Source organism: Natrinema zhouii, from assembly GCF_013456555.2.
Taxonomy (GTDB): domain Archaea; phylum Halobacteriota; class Halobacteria; order Halobacteriales; family Natrialbaceae; genus Natrinema; species Natrinema zhouii.
Genome location: NZ_CP059154.1, coordinates 1,892,365 through 1,906,635, shown reverse-complemented (window position 1 = coordinate 1,906,635; position 14,271 = coordinate 1,892,365). Strand labels below are relative to the sequence as shown.

The 14,271-nt window shown below is 66.5% G+C and carries 13 protein-coding genes; 3 read left to right on the top strand and 10 right to left on the bottom strand.

From position 1 onward, the window contains the following. Positions 1-41: 41 nt before the first annotated feature. From HYG81_RS28120 to HYG81_RS28100, 5 genes are all read right to left on the bottom strand, one after another. A complete protein-coding gene (locus HYG81_RS28120) occupies positions 42-767 on the bottom strand; it encodes a maleate cis-trans isomerase family protein (RefSeq protein WP_180839425.1) in 726 nt (241 codons plus the stop codon). After that, entirely contained in the window at positions 760-2,391 is a 1,632-nt protein-coding gene (locus HYG81_RS28115) for a hydantoinase B/oxoprolinase family protein (RefSeq protein ID WP_180839424.1), read from the bottom strand. Before HYG81_RS28115 ends, HYG81_RS28120 begins: the two co-directional genes overlap by 8 nt. Further along, a complete protein-coding gene (locus HYG81_RS28110; RefSeq protein WP_180839423.1) occupies positions 2,388-4,463 on the bottom strand; it encodes a hydantoinase/oxoprolinase family protein in 2,076 nt (691 codons plus the stop codon). The genes HYG81_RS28115 and HYG81_RS28110 overlap by 4 nt, the downstream gene beginning before the upstream one ends. Positions 4,464-4,474: 11 nt before the next feature. Continuing rightward, positions 4,475-5,680: an Nramp family divalent metal transporter gene (locus tag HYG81_RS28105; protein ID WP_180839422.1), complete on the bottom strand. Its 1,206-nt coding sequence runs from the start codon at positions 5,678-5,680 to the stop codon at positions 4,475-4,477. A 247-nt stretch (positions 5,681-5,927) separates the two neighbouring features. Next, positions 5,928-6,473 (bottom strand): ribbon-helix-helix protein, CopG family, encoded by a 546-nt coding sequence (locus tag HYG81_RS28100; protein WP_180839421.1) that lies wholly within the window; start codon positions 6,471-6,473, stop codon positions 5,928-5,930. Positions 6,474-6,628: 155 nt separating this feature from the next. Between HYG81_RS28100 and HYG81_RS28095 the strand changes: the two genes are divergently transcribed. Continuing rightward, a complete protein-coding gene (locus HYG81_RS28095; protein WP_226375926.1) occupies positions 6,629-7,972 on the top strand; it encodes an eIF2B alpha/beta/delta subunit family protein in 1,344 nt (447 codons plus the stop codon). A 256-nt stretch (positions 7,973-8,228) separates the two neighbouring features. Here HYG81_RS28095 and HYG81_RS28090 read toward each other — a convergent pair whose 3' ends face one another. Then, complete coding sequence (locus HYG81_RS28090) at positions 8,229-8,732, bottom strand: hypothetical protein (protein WP_180839420.1); 504 nt, start codon at positions 8,730-8,732, stop codon at positions 8,229-8,231. Between the two features lie 131 nt (positions 8,733-8,863). Between HYG81_RS28090 and ddh the strand changes: the two genes are divergently transcribed. Then, positions 8,864-9,805, top strand: coding sequence for a D-2-hydroxyacid dehydrogenase (gene ddh / locus HYG81_RS28085; RefSeq protein ID WP_180839419.1), 942 nt, complete (start codon positions 8,864-8,866; stop codon positions 9,803-9,805). 384 nt (positions 9,806-10,189) lie between these two features. Here the strand turns inward: ddh and engB are convergent, their stop codons facing one another. After that, positions 10,190-10,807: a GTP-binding protein EngB gene (gene engB / locus HYG81_RS28080; RefSeq protein ID WP_180839418.1), complete on the bottom strand. Its 618-nt coding sequence runs from the start codon at positions 10,805-10,807 to the stop codon at positions 10,190-10,192. 85 nt (positions 10,808-10,892) lie between these two features. Next, positions 10,893-11,366, bottom strand: coding sequence for a DUF7994 family protein (locus HYG81_RS28075; RefSeq protein ID WP_180839417.1), 474 nt, complete (start codon positions 11,364-11,366; stop codon positions 10,893-10,895). 126 nt (positions 11,367-11,492) lie between these two features. Here HYG81_RS28075 and HYG81_RS28070 point away from each other — a divergent pair, with 126 nt between their 5' ends. Beyond that, entirely contained in the window at positions 11,493-12,785 is a 1,293-nt protein-coding gene (locus HYG81_RS28070) for a TIGR00341 family protein (protein ID WP_180839416.1), read from the top strand. A gap of 101 nt (positions 12,786-12,886) precedes the next feature. On the opposite strand, the gene HYG81_RS28065 is transcribed toward HYG81_RS28070, so the two are convergent. Both HYG81_RS28065 and HYG81_RS28060 read right to left on the bottom strand, forming a co-directional pair. Further along, positions 12,887-13,201 carry a hypothetical protein gene (locus tag HYG81_RS28065; RefSeq protein WP_180839415.1) on the bottom strand — a complete coding sequence of 105 codons (315 nt, stop codon included), beginning with the start codon at positions 13,199-13,201 and terminating at the stop codon, positions 12,887-12,889. A 72-nt stretch (positions 13,202-13,273) separates the two neighbouring features. After that, the gene (locus tag HYG81_RS28060) at positions 13,274-14,263 is read right to left on the bottom strand and encodes an NOG1 family protein (RefSeq protein WP_180839414.1); all 990 of its coding nucleotides are present in this window, start codon (positions 14,261-14,263) and stop codon (positions 13,274-13,276) included. Between the last annotated feature and the right edge of the window lie 8 nt (positions 14,264-14,271).

Genomic DNA, 14,271 nt, shown 5'->3' with positions numbered 1-14,271 from the left:
ACGAATCAGCGACGCGGACCCCAATCGAATCCGGTAGCGGGCTACCGGTCGCGACCGAACAGCGTTCCCGGGCCATCGACCGCGAAACCGGCCGCTCCGCAGACGTCCCACAGCGTCGCCCCGTTGCTCGTGATCACCGGTACCCCCAGTTTCGCCTCGAGCGCGTCGATCGCGGCGAGCGACCGGTAGTTCGTACAGGAGACGAAGACGGCATCGAGGTCGTCGTCGCTACCGACGTGCTCGAGCACCTGCCGGGACGCGTCGTCAGGAGTCAGCGCACCGATTTCGGTGTTCGCCGCGAGTCCACGACCGTCGATCGACGCGACGTCGAATCCCGATTCCGCGAGGAACTCCCGCTCTTTCTCGTCGAGTTCGCTGGTATAGGGCGTCGCGACGGCGATCCGGTCGGCCTCGAGTGCCTTGAGCGCGCGGACGACCGAACGGGCCGTCGCGACCGCGGGGACGCCGGCCGCCTCTCGCAAGCGCTCCTCGAGTTCGGCGTCGAATCCCGGGCCGTGGATCAGGCTGCCGGTGGTACAGGCGTAGGCGACCGCGTCGACGTCTGCGTGGCCGAGGAGTTCGGCGGCCCGCGCCGCGTCGTCGCTCATCGCGTCGAGTTCGTCGACGGTGACCGACTCGAGGGCCATCCGCGCGCCGTGGACGGTGACCTCGTTGGGGAGGAACGCCCGGAACTCCGGTTCAACTGTCGTGTTCGAGGAGGGGACGATCAGCCCGACTCGCCCGTTTCGACTGTTCTGATCAGACATCGCCACCCCCGTCCTCCCGCTCGTCCGGCTCGCCGTGACCGCCGCCGCCGGGCGTTTTGACCGTCACCGTCGTCCCGGCCGCGACGTCGACGGTCGTCTTCGCGGGAACCGCCTCGCCGTCGATCAGGTTCTCTCCGGTCGCGCCGTTCTCCCCGCCCGCGACGCCCTTCGGCGCGTGCCGCCGGCGCTCGGTCAGCAGCGACACCGTCGCATCGGTCTCGACGGTGACCGAGCGCTCGAGCCCCAGCCCGCCGCGAAATCGCCCGCGACCGCCGCTGCCGTCCCGGAGCGCGTAACGCTCGACCCGGAGCGGGTACTCTGTCTCGAGGGATTCGACGGGCGTGTTGAGCGTGTTCGTCATGCCGACCTGCACGCCGTCCATCCCGTCGCGGTCCGCTCGCGCGCCAAAGCCGCCGCCGATCGTTTCGTAGTAGGCGAAGGAGCCGTCCCGCGCGCCGATAGTGAGGTTGTTCATCGTCCCCTGACTCTGCGCCGGCACGCGATCGGGCGCGGCCCCCGCGAGCGCGGTGAAGACCACGTCGGTGACCCGCTGGCTGGTCTCGACGTTGCCGCCGACGACCGCCGCGGGGGGGTTCGGATTGAGCAGCGAACCCTCGGGCGCGTGGACGCTCACCGGTTCGTAGCAGCCGTGGTTCGGCGGGATCTCGGGGTCGGTGATACAGCGCACGACGAAGTAGACGGCGCTCGTCGCGACCGCCACTGGGGCGTTGAGATTGCCCGCGACCTGCGCCGCGGTCCCCGCGAAGTCGACGTGGATCGTCTCGCCGTCGACGGTCACCGTCACCGCGATCTCGATGTCCTCGTCGGTCACGCCGTCGCCCTCGAGGAGGTCGGTCGCCTCGTAGGTACCGTCGGGCAAGGCCGCGATCTCCTCGGTAATTCGCTCGCGGGAGTAGTCGATCACGGCGTCGAACCCCTCGAGGACGGTCTCGCGGCCGTGCTCCTCGAAGAGGGCGGCGAGCCGTTCCTCGGCGCGCTCGTTCGCCGCCTGCTGGGCGCGGAGGTCGGCCCGGCGCTCGCCGGGGTTGCGGACGTTCGCGAGGATCAGCGAGCGGACGTCGTCTCGATCCTCACCGCCCTCGACGAGTCGGGTCGGCGGGAGTCGGAGCCCCTCCTGATAGATCTCCTGCGCACCGGCGGGCATGCTGCCGGGGGTCATCCCGCCGACGTCGGCGTGGTGGGCTCGAGAGACGGCGTACCCGACGATCTCGCTGTCATCCTCGGTACCGGTCTCTCTACGCCCGGGCGCGATCGGCGAGACCATCGTCACGTCCGGCAGGTGCGTTCCGCCGGTGAAGGGGTCGTTGAGCACGAACACGTCGCCCGGTTTCGGGTCGTGCTCGCGCACGGCGTCGACGGCGGCCGGCATCGCGCCGAGGTGGACCGGGATGTGCTCGGCCTGGGCGATCATCCGCCCCTCGGCGTCGAACAGCGCGGTCGAGCAGTCCCGACGTTCCTTGATGTTCGGCGAGTAGGCTCCGCGGATTAGAGTCTGTCCCATCTCCTCGGCGACGCTCTCGAGCTGGTTGCGCAGTACCTCGAGGGTCACCGGATCGATGCTGTCGTCTGTGTCGTCCGTCCCGTCTGTCGAGTCTGTCGTCATTGTCCTTCGTCCTCCGTTCGCGTCATGACTAGCGTTCCGTCCGCGAGGATTTCGCCTGCCCAAGCGGGCGGGACGACGGTCGTGCTTTCGGCCTGCTCGAGGACCGCTGCCCCCTCGATCGATGCGCCGGTCTCGAGCCAATCTCGGTCGTAGACGGTCGCCTCCCGCGCGCCGGTGCCGGGGAAGTGCGCTTCTCGAGTCCCGACGACGGCGTCGCCCGCGCCCTCGTGGCGGATGGTCGGCTCCGAACCGGGGATCGTCGCCGTCGCGCGGAGATTGACGACCTCGATCGATTCGTCCATCGCGTAGCCGTAGGTCCGCTCGTGGGCGTCGTGGAAGCGGTCGGCGACCGCCCTCGCGTCGAACTCGTCGTCGACGGGCACGGTCAGCTCGAAGCTCTGGCCGGAATACCGGCAGTCGGCGGCCCGTTCGACCCGCGCCGCGTCCGGATCGGACGCGTCCGAACGCACGGTTTCGACGAGGCCGTCGTAGACGCTCTCGAGATCGGCGGGATCGGCCGTGTCGAGGCCCACACCCACCGTCCGAACGGCGTCGTAGCTCTCATCGGCCGCGAGCAGGCCGAATGCGGAGAGGACGCCGCCCGGTCTCGGGACGACGACCCGGTCCACGGAGAGCGAGTCGGCCAGCGCCGCGGCGTGCATCGGGCCCGCGCCGCCGAAGGCGACGAGCGCGAACTCGCGGGGGTCGTGGCCCCGCTCGACGGTGACCGAACGGATCGTCCGCGTCATCGTCGCGTTCGCGACGCGGTAGACCCCGCGGGCCGCCTCGAGCGCCCCGTCCAGACCCGCTTCGTCGGCCAGTCGCTCGAGCGCGTCGCGAGCGGCCGCGACGTCGAGCGTCATCTCGCCGCCGAGCGCGGTCTCGGGGCCGATGTAGCCCAGCACGACGTTGGCGTCGGTGACGGTCGGCCGCGTCCCGCCGCGGCCGTAGCAGGCCGGTCCGGGCTGGGCGCCCGACGATTCCGGACCGACCCGGAGCGCGCCGCCCGAATCGACCCAGGCGATCGAGCCGCCGCCCGCGCCGACGGTGTTCACGTCGACCATCGGCGTCCGGATCGGTAGCCCGTCGATTTCGGCGTCAGTCGTCCGCTCCGCCCGGCCGTCCCGGACGAGGCTCACGTCGCTCGAGGTGCCGCCCATGTCGAAGGTGACGAGCCCCTCGACGTCGTCGTCGTCGACGGTCGCCGCGGCACCGACGACGCCCGCGGCCGGCCCCGACAGCGTCGTCGTCACGGCGTGCTCGCGGACCGTTTCGGGATCGGCGATGCCGCCGTTGGCCTGCATGATTCGCGGTGCCGGAATCCCGGCACCGCCGGCCTCGTCGACTAACCGGCCGACGTAGCGGTCGATCGCCGGTCGGACGTAGGCGTCGACCGCCGTCGTGGACGTGCGTTCGAACTCGCGGAACTCCGCGAGCACCTCGTGAGACGCGGAGACGGGCACCTCGAGTTCTTCGCGGAGCGTCTCGGCCACGAGGCGCTCGTTTTCGGGGTCGGCGTAGGCGTGCAGCAAAGAGACTGCGACCGCCTCGACGTCGCGGTCGCGCAGCGTCGCCGCGAGGTCGCGGACCTCGCTCTCGTCGACCGGTCGCTCGACCCCTGCCGCGGTCGTCCGCTCGTCGACCTCGAACCGCCGGTCGCGAGGGACCAGCGGCTCGGGTTTCTCGGCCTCGAGATCGTACAGAGCCGGCCGGTCCTGGCGGCCGATCTCGAGGATGTCCCGGAACCCCTCGGTGGTCACGAGCGCGGTCTCCGCGCCGCCGCGCTCGAGGAGGGCGTTGACCGAGACGGTCATGGCGTGGGCGAAGCCGTCGATCTCAGCGGGGTCGATACTAGCCCGGTCGCAGGCCTTTTCGATCCCCTTGAGGACGCCGACGTGCTGCTCGTCAGTCGTCGGAACCTTCGCGGTGACGAGTCGGTCGTCGACGGTCAGCGCCACGTCGGTGAACGTGCCGCCGACATCGACGCCGATGCGCGTGTCGCCGTCACCCGTCGATTCGTCGGTAGCCATCGATGCGTCCGCGTTCGAGTTATATGCGTTTGAATCTGTCATTCGGTCGTCCGTTAGAGGAGCAAGACGTCGTAGAGCGTTCGGAGGCCGATACCGATCACGACGAGCGTGACGAGCCCGCCGAGAACGTTCTGGAGGGTACTGTTCGTGTGCTCGCCCAGCAGGCCGTCGTTGTTCATCGCGTAGATGAGGAACACCGCCAGAATCGGCAGCAAGAGCCCGTTGGCGACCTGTGCGAAGACGATCACCTGCACGGGGTTGTAGTCCAGCGCCGAGAAGACGATGCCGACGCCGAGGATCGTCATCCAGATCGCCCGGAACCGGGTCGATGTCAGGTCCCGCTCCCAGCCCAGCGCGCCGGCGGTGGCGTAGGCGCCCGCGAGTGGCGCGCTCATCGAACTCGTGAAGCCAGCCGCGAAGAGGCCGATCGCGAAGAACGTGAGCGCGTAGCCGCCGAAGACCGGCTCGAGCTGGTCGGCCATCTCGCCGACGTTACTGATCTGCGTTCCTTCGGGGAACACCGCGGCGGCCGTGACGACGATTGCAGTCGTGATAATACCGCCGACGATGACCATGCCGATCGTGTCCGCGCGACACTCGGCGAGGTCTTCGGCACCGTCCCACCGCTCCTGGACGGTGCTCGCGTGCAGGAACAGGTTGTAGCCGACGACGGTGGTCCCGACGAGGCCGGCGATGAGGTACGCCGATCCCTCGGGGACGGTCGGGACGAGGCCGCCCGCCAGCGAGCCGATATCGGGCCGGACGATGATCGCGTTGAGCACGAACGCCAGTCCCATGACGGTGACGAGGCCGATGAAGACCCGCTCGATCAGCTTGTAGTTCCCCGTCCACAGCAGGCCGGCGGCGACGAGACCCATGATCGGTCCCCAGATATTCTCGCTGACGCCGGTGATCGTCGCCAGGCCGGCAGCGCCGCCGACGATGTTGCCCGTCTGGAACGCCGCCGTCCCGATGCCGATCGCGCTCACGACGAGCGCGACGGTGATCGCCTGCGGAATCGGGTTATCGAACTCGTTTCGGAACGCTTCGCCCAGTCCTTCCTGCGTGATCAGTCCCAGCCGCGCGCTCATCTCCTGGAGCACGATCGTCGCCAGGATCGAGAACGCGATCGTCCACACGAGCAGGTACGCGTACTCGGCACCGATCACGCTCGCGGTCGTTACCGTCCCCGGACCGACGAACGCCGCCGCGACGAGCGCGCCCGGTCCGATCGCCTTCACTCGATCGATGACACCCATGATGTGTATTCACATACACCACTCTCCGAGATTCCCAAAAGGGTTGTTAAGAGTCGAACATACGGACAGTCCGGCGACTAGAGGAACTGTGATCGACGTATGAAGTCGTATGAACTCGTGTGATCGTCACGATCCGTTCCCAGTATTCGAGCGCGTTCACTGATAGCTGCCGAGCGGGTTCCCTGCCAGTCGTTGATCACGGATCGGCGCTCGTGCCGAGCGATCGTCAGTCGGCCACCTGTTCGCGTCAGTCGGCCGTCCGTTCGGTGACGATCACCTTCGAGACGCCGCCCTCGAGTTCGATCTCCGTCGGCAACTCGACGGTGCTGCGCTCGATGAACCGGGTCATGAACCAGCGAACGGCCTCCGAGGGAAAGACGAGGTGGTAGACCCCCTCGCCCTCCTCGCGGACGTCGAGGAAGCCACAGAAGGAGAGCCACTCGAGCAGGTCGCCGACCTCGTCGAATCGGGTCTCGTACTCGCGGGCGTGGTAGTCGGAGACCCGGTCGGCCGCCTCGACGAACGCCGGATCGGGTTCGCCGCCGGCGTAGCAGTGCTCGAGGAAGGCGTGGAGGAAGTCGATATCGAGCAGGACGTGCTCCCCCGAGGAGAGCATCCGGTAGTACCGCTCGAGGTTCTCGCTCGGCCGTTCGTTGGCCGCCTCGAAGTTCGCCGCGTAGAAGGTGAGTGCGCGGCGGACGACCTCGCTCTGTCCGTTGCCCGTCTCGGCGACCAACGTCTCGAGGGCCGCGGCCGAGTCGTCGTCGAGCGATACCGTTACGCGCTGTGTCATGCTCTCACGAGGGTACCCGAGACGGGTATAGTTCACGCACTCGAGGTCGGTGGCAGATCGCCGACGGAGGACTCACTCGGTCTGCACGTTGCATAGCCGTGGAGACGGCAGCCAATCCCGAAAGCGATTCCCCGCGAGCGGTCGTGGCCTCGAGTATGAGTGACTCAGCGAGGGATCGCGACGAATCCGAGGACGAAGCGGCGAGCGCGACCCGCGTCGTCACCGCGTTCCTCCGCAACCGCAGCGAGGTCCTCGTGTTGCGCCGGAGCGATTCGGTCGGCACCTACAGGGGACAGTGGGGCGGCGTCTCCGGCTTCGCGGAGGGACGGCCGGACGAGCAGGTCCTCGTCGAGATTCGCGAGGAAACCGGCCTCGAGGCCGACGCCGTCTCGCTGGTCCGTTCCGGTCGGCCGGTCGAGTTCGAGGACTCGAACCTCGAGCGCGAGTGGGTCGTTCACCCTTATCTGTTCGACTGCGACGCTCGCGAGATCGATCTGAGCGAGGAACACGACGACCTCGAGTGGGTCGCCCCTACCGAACTGCTCGAGAAAGTCGGGGACGACCGCGAGACGGTCCCCGAACTGTGGACCGCCTACGAGCGCGTGGCTCCCACCGTTCGATCGATCGCGGCCGACGACGAACACGGCGCTGCATATCTGTCCGTACGAGCGCTCGAGGTGCTGCGCGATCGAGCGGGCCTTCTCGTGGCCGAACGGGATGCGTTCGGTGCGGATCCCGACGGCGAGCGGGACGAGCTCGTCGAACTCGCGAGCCGGTTGCTCGAGGCGCGACCCTCGATGGCCGTCCTCCGGAACCGAGTAAACCGGGTGATGGCCGGTGCAGATGGCGATACGGAGGCGGAGACGGGTGCACCCGCAGTCCTCGAGTCGGCGCTGTCGAACATCGATCGCGCGCTGACGGCCGACGAGGACGCCGCGAAAAACGCGAGCGAGCGGATCGAGGGCAGCGTCGCGACCCTCTCGCGGTCGGGGACAGTGCTCGAGGTGCTCCGAACGGCCGAACCGTTGCGGGTCTTCGTCGCCGAATCGCGGCCGGCCCGCGAGGGGATCGCCGTCGCGGCGGAACTGGCCGAAACGACGTCGAGCACCGTGACGGTCCACACCGACGCGGCGGCGGCGCACGTGCTGGCCGACGCGGACGTCGACCGCGTCGTGGTCGGCGCGGACACCGTCCTTCCCGACGGCTCCGTCGTGAACAAGACCGGGACGCGAGCGCTGGCGATCGCCGCCGACCGCGAGGGGATTCCAGTGTCCGTCGTCGCGGCGACGGACAAAGTTTCGACCCGCGAGGCCGTGAACCTCGAGTCGGGCGACCGGGCCGCGGTGTACGACGGCGACGCCGGGATCGACGTGCTGAACCCGACATTCGACGTAACGCCCGCCGACTGCGTTTCCGAGATCGTGACCGAACGTGGCGCGCTCGAGCCCGACGAAATCGAGGACGTGGCCGAGGAACTGCGCAGGCTCGAGGAGTGGTAGCGATAGTCGAACGTGGATTCCCGTCGGGGCTCGTGACCCAGCGGATTTTCGGATTCGAACGGATGTCCGTGAGGCTTTTGCGTCCGACGGGGGTACCATCGATCGGTGGCGATGACGAGAGTTACCCCCGCTTAGCCCCTTGTGATGATAGCTTTCACTGAGCCACCCTCTCAGCGACCCGGAGACGTATCTCCCTGCATTCCTGTAGAATCCGAGATGGCGCGACGAATGGTCCCGGCAGTGACCCGTACCATGACTACCGCTCGAAGTCGCTCCAGCGTTCTCCCACGGCGAAACCGATCTCGTCTTCGCGGTCGTCCGAGCCGAGAACGACGGCGAGCAGTGCGCTATCCGTGTCTTCGATCGTCACCGTTTCGTCCGCACGCGTTTTCCCGGCGATGTCGAACCCGTCAGCTAGTTGGACGAAAACGTCGTAGTCGCCGATGGTTCCCCAGACCCGCTCGTACGCTGCCGACGCGTTCGAGTCCCCGTTGACTTCCTCGTCGTGTGATGCGACGTCGAACGCGTCCGAAAGAGCGACCTCATCGTCCGGCCCGACGATTTCGATCGTCCCGTCGATCGGCTCGTCGGTCTCGTTGAAGACGGTCACGTCCTCGAGTCTTTCGTTCGCTCTGGCCGAGCACCCGGCCAACCCGGTAACGGCCATCGCCCCGACCCCGATCAGGGTACTCCGTCGAGTGACGCGACTCGTTTCGATCCCGAGCTCGCCGTTCGAACCGGCGTCAATTCGTTGTTGCATAGCAGGACGCTACGAACGGAAGTATATCAATATGAAAGGAAATTCTCCGGGTCAGAAAACCCTCCGATGCGGTCGGCTTCCGAATCGTAATCGACCAAAGGTTCAATCCCGCCTCGTTCGTAGCGGTGCGTATGCGTACCCAATTCGAGTCGCCAGTCGCCAGTCTGGGCATCCACGAGTCAGTCGACGACGTCTTTCCGCCGGGAGAGCTCGCGACTTATCTCGCTGATCTCCCGATTGAGATCGAAGTAGTCAGCGACGACGAGATCGCGTCCTGCGACGCGGTCGTCACCCTCGAGTATCGGGACGCCTTCCTCGAACTGGACTGGATTCACTCGATTCAGGCGGGGGTCGATCGGTTTCCGTTCGACGAACTCGAGGCGAACGAGGTAATTCTGACGAACAGCACGGGGATCCACGACCGAACCGTCGGCGAGACGGTCGCGGGCTACCTGCTCATGTTCGCCCGGCGGCTCCACGACCACGTTGCGAACCAGCAGGAACGGCGCTGGGAGCGACCGGAGTGGGACGAGGCCTTTACTCTCCCGGGAACGACGGCCTGCGTCGTCGGCACCGGAACGCTCGGCCGAGGCGTCGCGGAAACGCTGGGCGCGCTCGGCGTTCGTGTCACTGGCGTCCGTCGCTCCGGCGATCCCGTCCCCGGCTTCGACGAGATCTACGCGAACGACCGATTGTTCGAAGCGATCGAAGCGGCGGAGTTCGTGATCGTTACCGTGCCGCTGACCGACGAGACGCACCACCTCTTCGACGCCGAGGCGTTCGATGCGATGCGCGACGATGCGTACTTCGTGAACGTCGCTCGGGGGCCGGTCGTCGACGAACCGGCGCTGATCGACGCGCTCGAGGCGAGTTCCCTCGCGGGCGCGGCGCTGGACGTCTTCGAAGAGGAACCGCTTCCCGAGGACTCGCCGCTGTGGGAGCTGGACGAGGTGATCGTCTCACCGCACTGCGCCGCGTACACGCGGGACTATTTCCGAGATGTGGGTGACATTGTCCGCGAGAACGTCGACCGCCTCGAGACCGGCGAGGAGTTCCACAACCGGGTTGTTTGAGCGCGATTACGACGTAAGATGGCCAAGAGCGCGGCTCGAGCAACTGCGAGAGTCGCGCGATCCTACGGAAGAGCAAGCTCTTCCGAGCATCGCGGAAGCAAGTTTCCGCTCAGCGGGGGAGGGCAGGCGCTTACCCGATACTCACCGCGAGCGACCGAAAGCGCGGCGCGAAGCGCCGCGAGAAGGCGAACGGCGTAGCCGTGAGCCAGGGAGCGAGCGGGCCGACGACTGACTCGGAGCGAGTAACACGAGCGGAGAGGAAGGAGGAGTGCTTTTAATCGAAACTGAGCGTGATCGAAGATCCCGCGATGTCCAAAAGAGTGCATAGCGCTCTTTTGAAGATTTTGCCGAGGGCCGCTCTGCGGCCCGCAGAGCAAAATTTCGTTAGAAGAACTTGAACAAATCGTCTCGCTCCTGCTCGTGCAGATGGCTCCGGACGGCCTCGTTCAGCGGCTCGAGTTGCCCCTTCTTCGCGCTGATGGGTACAATGGTGTCCTGCCACTGCTTCCAGGGCGGGTAGAGGCCGAGGCGGTCGCAGAGGGCGTCGAGTCGCTCGTCCTCGTCGTCGACCTTGTCCATCTTGTTGACGGCGACGATCGTCGGGATGTCGAGATCGCGCAGGAAGTGGAACATCTCGACGTCGTAGGGGATTTCGTCGGGACCGGAGTGGCGGTCGATGATGTCGATGACGCTCTTGCCGTCGACGACGAGGATCGCGACGAGGACGTTGTCGGCGTACTCCTCGAGGTAGTGGACGATTTCGGTCTTGATCTGCTCGCGGTGCTCCTCGTCGACGCCGCTCATGAAGCCGAAGCCGGGGAGGTCGGTGATGACGAAGTCCTCGGGGGCCCAGTCGTAGTGGTTGGGCGAGCGGGTGACGCCGGGTTTGCCGCCGGTGTCGAAGCTGTGGCCGGTGAGCTCGCGCATGAGCGTCGATTTGCCCACGTTCGAGCGGCCGACGAGGGCGATTTCGGCCCCTCGATTGGGGCGAGTATCGAACATACACCGGTGTAGGCGTCTCGTCCCTTTATATACACTGAACGGGAGCCGAGCGCTCGATCACACTCGCCCACGTGCGGACGGGCCGCTACACCACTCTTCCCGCGAGCAATCCGACGCCGAACGCCCCGGCGACGAGCAGTGCGACGGCGAGAACCCGCCCGCTCGAGGGTGCCTCCTCGAGGTCGACGTGGTGGCTGTCGAAGACGATCTGGACACCCAGCCAGGACAGCGAGACGCCGCCGGCGAGCATCGCCGCGGTGATAAACCAGGCGCTCTCGGCACCGGTGTCGATGGCGGATCGGACCGTCAAGAGAACGACGGCGGCCGACAGGACGACGTTCGCCGCTCCGACGAAGACGTTCCACGACACGGCTCGCCGGCCGAGCGAGACCGAATCGGTGAGGCTGCCGGTGATCCACAGGAGCGACGCGAGGACGAGCCCGGCGAAGACCGTCGCGGTGACGGGATCGGTGAGAACGTCGCGCCTGACGACGGCGAGGAAACCAGCGGCGGACACCAGTATTACCGCGCCGGCTACCGAGGCGAGACGTCGTATCATACGCACACTCCCAGAAGTCACTACAAGAAAATAGCGAAACGACTCGCCGCGCTCGAGCCGGAACCGTCCTCCACGGTGGGACGGAATGCCCCGGAGTTATGACCCCGCGCGGTCTCAGACGGACACGTGCGGCTCGTACAGTTGACGGTACCGACGGGGAAGCGAGAGACGATCCTCGAGACGCTCGACGAGCGGGAGATCGACTACGTCGTGACGGACGAGACCGGCAGTCGGGCGTACACGGCGGTCGTCTACTTTCCGTTACCGGATGCGGCCGTCGAACCGGTACTCGACGAGATTCAGGCGGCCGGCGTCGACGAGGACGCCTACACGGTCGTCGTCGACGCGGAGACGGTCATCTCCCGACGGTTCCAGGCACTGCGCGAGGAGTACGAGGAGGGCGACGTCGGATCGGACCGCATTTCGCGCCAGGAGTTGCAGGCGGAGGCCGACGACCTGACGCCGAGTTTCCCCGTCTACGTGGTGATGACGGTCATCAGCGCCGTGGTCGCGACCGCGGGGCTGCTGCTGGACTCGCCTGCGGTCGTCGTCGGCTCGATGGTGATCGCGCCGCTGATCGGGCCGGCGCTGGGGGCCAGCGTCGGCACGGTGATCGACGACGAGGAGCTGTTTATCGAGAGCATCACCTACCAGATCCTCGGCGTCGTGGTCGCGATTGGCGCGGCGGCGGTCTTCGCGGTGCTGGTTCGGTCGATGAACATCGTCCCGCCCGATCTCGTCCTCTCGAGCGTCGGCGAGATCTCCGAACGACTCGCACCCGACTTACTGTCGCTCGCGATCGCGCTCGGCGCGGGCGTCGCGGGGGTCGTCAGCATCGCGACGGGAACCTCCGTCGCGCTCGTCGGCGTGATGATCGCGGCGGCGTTGATTCCGCCCGCGGGCGTCGCGGGGATCACGCTCGCGTGGGGACAACCGACGGCCGCGATCGGCGCGACGGTGCTCGTCCTCGTCAACTTGCTGTCGGTGAACCTCGCCGGCCTGTTGACGCTGTGGTACGCCGGCTATCGTCCGGAGAATCTGTTTTCGATCGGCGAGACGGAACAGCGCTTGCGCCGGCGGATCGTCGGTCTCATGGTCATCGTCCTCGTCTTCGCGGTGTTCCTCGGCGGGATCACCTACGCCTCCTACGAGGCGGGCAACTTCGAGCAGGACGCTCGTGACGAAGTAGAGACAGTCCTTACACAGGAGCAATACGAGAGCTACGAACTGCTCGAGTACCAGGTGGTGATGGACGACAACTATCCGTTCCGGAATCCGGAGCAGGTGGTCGTGACGATCGGCGGTCCGCCGGGCGAGTCAGCACCCGAGTTAGCCGATATCCTCCACGAACGAATCAATAGCCACGCAGATCAGTCCGTCTCGGTCGAAATCAGGTACGTCGAAATTCTCAGGCGGTAGCTGCTGTGAATTCGCGGCTCGCCTGCTGTTCGTGATTCGCCGGGAACCATCCTCCCATCCGTAACTTACGGCCATCGAGACCGACGTTTCGTCGCCCGCTATCATCGAAGCCGCTCGAGGATCCTCGAGCGGCGGGATTCGGACTCGGGCTCGGACTCGGAATTGGCGTCAGCACCGGTCGCAGTACCATCACGACCGGTGCGACCAATCCATCGCCGAAGCCACGTCCTCGGCCCGCCGATCCGGTTGACGAGATACGTCGGGAAGTAGAGCGTCCCCGTGCCGAGCGCCAGAAATCCGATCCCACCGACGAGCTGGCCGCTCCGAAGGAATCCGACGCCGACGACGAACATCGGTCCTGCCATCGAGATTCCTGCGGCGGTCTGGAGCCACCAGAGAAGACCGGGCCCCTTCATTGCCGGGACTCGAGTCCAGTCGCGATCATGGGTAATTCTTCGATTTCGCCAGCATCGAGGGCGTGAAAGCTGTTATCCGTCGAACGGCAACTCGGGCTCGTAGCCGATCGCCTCGACGGTGGCGTCGACGACCGTCTCGACGTTCGCGCCGGTCTCGACGCTCATGGTGAAGTCGGCCGCGACGGCCTCGGTCAGGTCTCCCTCCTCGAACCGGTCTTCCTTGTTCGCGATCGTGAACACGGGGATGTCCTCGAACTGGGCCGAGATCGAGTCCCGAAGCTCGAGTTGCGGGCCGATCGGATAGCCGCACTCACCGGTGGGATCGACCATGACGAGCATGCAATCGGCGAGGTGCTCGATGGCGCTGACCGCCTGCGATTCGATCTCGTTGCGATCCTGTGGCGGCCGGTCGAGCAGCCCGGGGGTGTCGACGATCTGGTAGCGGATGTGGTCGCGCTCGAAGTGGCCGACGCCGATCCCCTTCGTCGTGAAGGGGTAGGAGGCGGTCTCGCCGCGGGCGTTCGTGATGTCGTTGACGAACGAGGACTTGCCGACGTTGGGGTAGCCGGCGACGACGATCGTCGGCTCGTCGGGATTGATCTCCGGCAGGTCGCGCAGGTCGTTACGCGATTTGTTGATGTACAGCAGGTGGTCGTCGACCTGCTCGACGATATCGGCGAGTCGGGCGAAGGCCTGCTTGCGGTGCTTGCGCGCCGTGTCCACGTCGGTCTTCCGGAGTCGGGGCTGGTACTCCTCGTGGATCTCGCGGGCCTTCCGGCTGGCCCACATCACTTCCGACAGCGCCTGTCGGAGCTTGTCGACGTCGACGATCGCGTCGGCCAGCTCGTAGTAGAAGGGATGCACGTCGTCCTCGTACTCGAAGTCCGGCCATGCCGTGACGACGTTCTCGAGGTTGTCCGAGATGATGTTGGCCGCCGTCTGGAGCATCGACTGCTGGGCCTCGAGGCCGCCCTTGGCCTTGCCGGCCCGCGCCGCCCGCGAAAACGCCTTGTCGATCAGCTCTTCCGACGTGGGCGTTGTCGGAAGGTCTTCGAAAATCATGGCTACAA

Bases quoted from the DNA above. Each gene is read 5' to 3' on its own strand.
- HYG81_RS28120 (WP_180839425.1), bottom strand. From the start codon at position 767: ATGTCTGATCAGAACAGTCGAAACGGGCGAGTCGGGCTGATCGTCCCC.
- HYG81_RS28115 (WP_180839424.1), bottom strand. From the start codon at position 2,391: ATGACGACAGACTCGACAGACGGGACGGACGACACAGACGACAGCATC.
- HYG81_RS28110 (WP_180839423.1), bottom strand. From the start codon at position 4,463: ATGACAGATTCAAACGCATATAACTCGAACGCGGACGCATCGATGGCT.
- HYG81_RS28105 (WP_180839422.1), bottom strand. From the start codon at position 5,680: ATGGGTGTCATCGATCGAGTGAAGGCGATCGGACCGGGCGCGCTCGTC.
- HYG81_RS28100 (WP_180839421.1), bottom strand. From the start codon at position 6,473: ATGACACAGCGCGTAACGGTATCGCTCGACGACGACTCGGCCGCGGCC.
- HYG81_RS28095 (WP_226375926.1), top strand. From the start codon at position 6,629: ATGAGTGACTCAGCGAGGGATCGCGACGAATCCGAGGACGAAGCGGCG.
- HYG81_RS28090 (WP_180839420.1), bottom strand. From the start codon at position 8,732: ATGCAACAACGAATTGACGCCGGTTCGAACGGCGAGCTCGGGATCGAA.
- ddh (WP_180839419.1), top strand. From the start codon at position 8,864: ATGCGTACCCAATTCGAGTCGCCAGTCGCCAGTCTGGGCATCCACGAG.
- engB (WP_180839418.1), bottom strand. From the start codon at position 10,807: ATGTTCGATACTCGCCCCAATCGAGGGGCCGAAATCGCCCTCGTCGGC.
- HYG81_RS28075 (WP_180839417.1), bottom strand. From the start codon at position 11,366: ATGATACGACGTCTCGCCTCGGTAGCCGGCGCGGTAATACTGGTGTCC.
- HYG81_RS28065 (WP_180839415.1), bottom strand. From the start codon at position 13,201: ATGAAGGGGCCCGGTCTTCTCTGGTGGCTCCAGACCGCCGCAGGAATC.
- HYG81_RS28060 (WP_180839414.1), bottom strand. From the start codon at position 14,263: ATGATTTTCGAAGACCTTCCGACAACGCCCACGTCGGAAGAGCTGATC.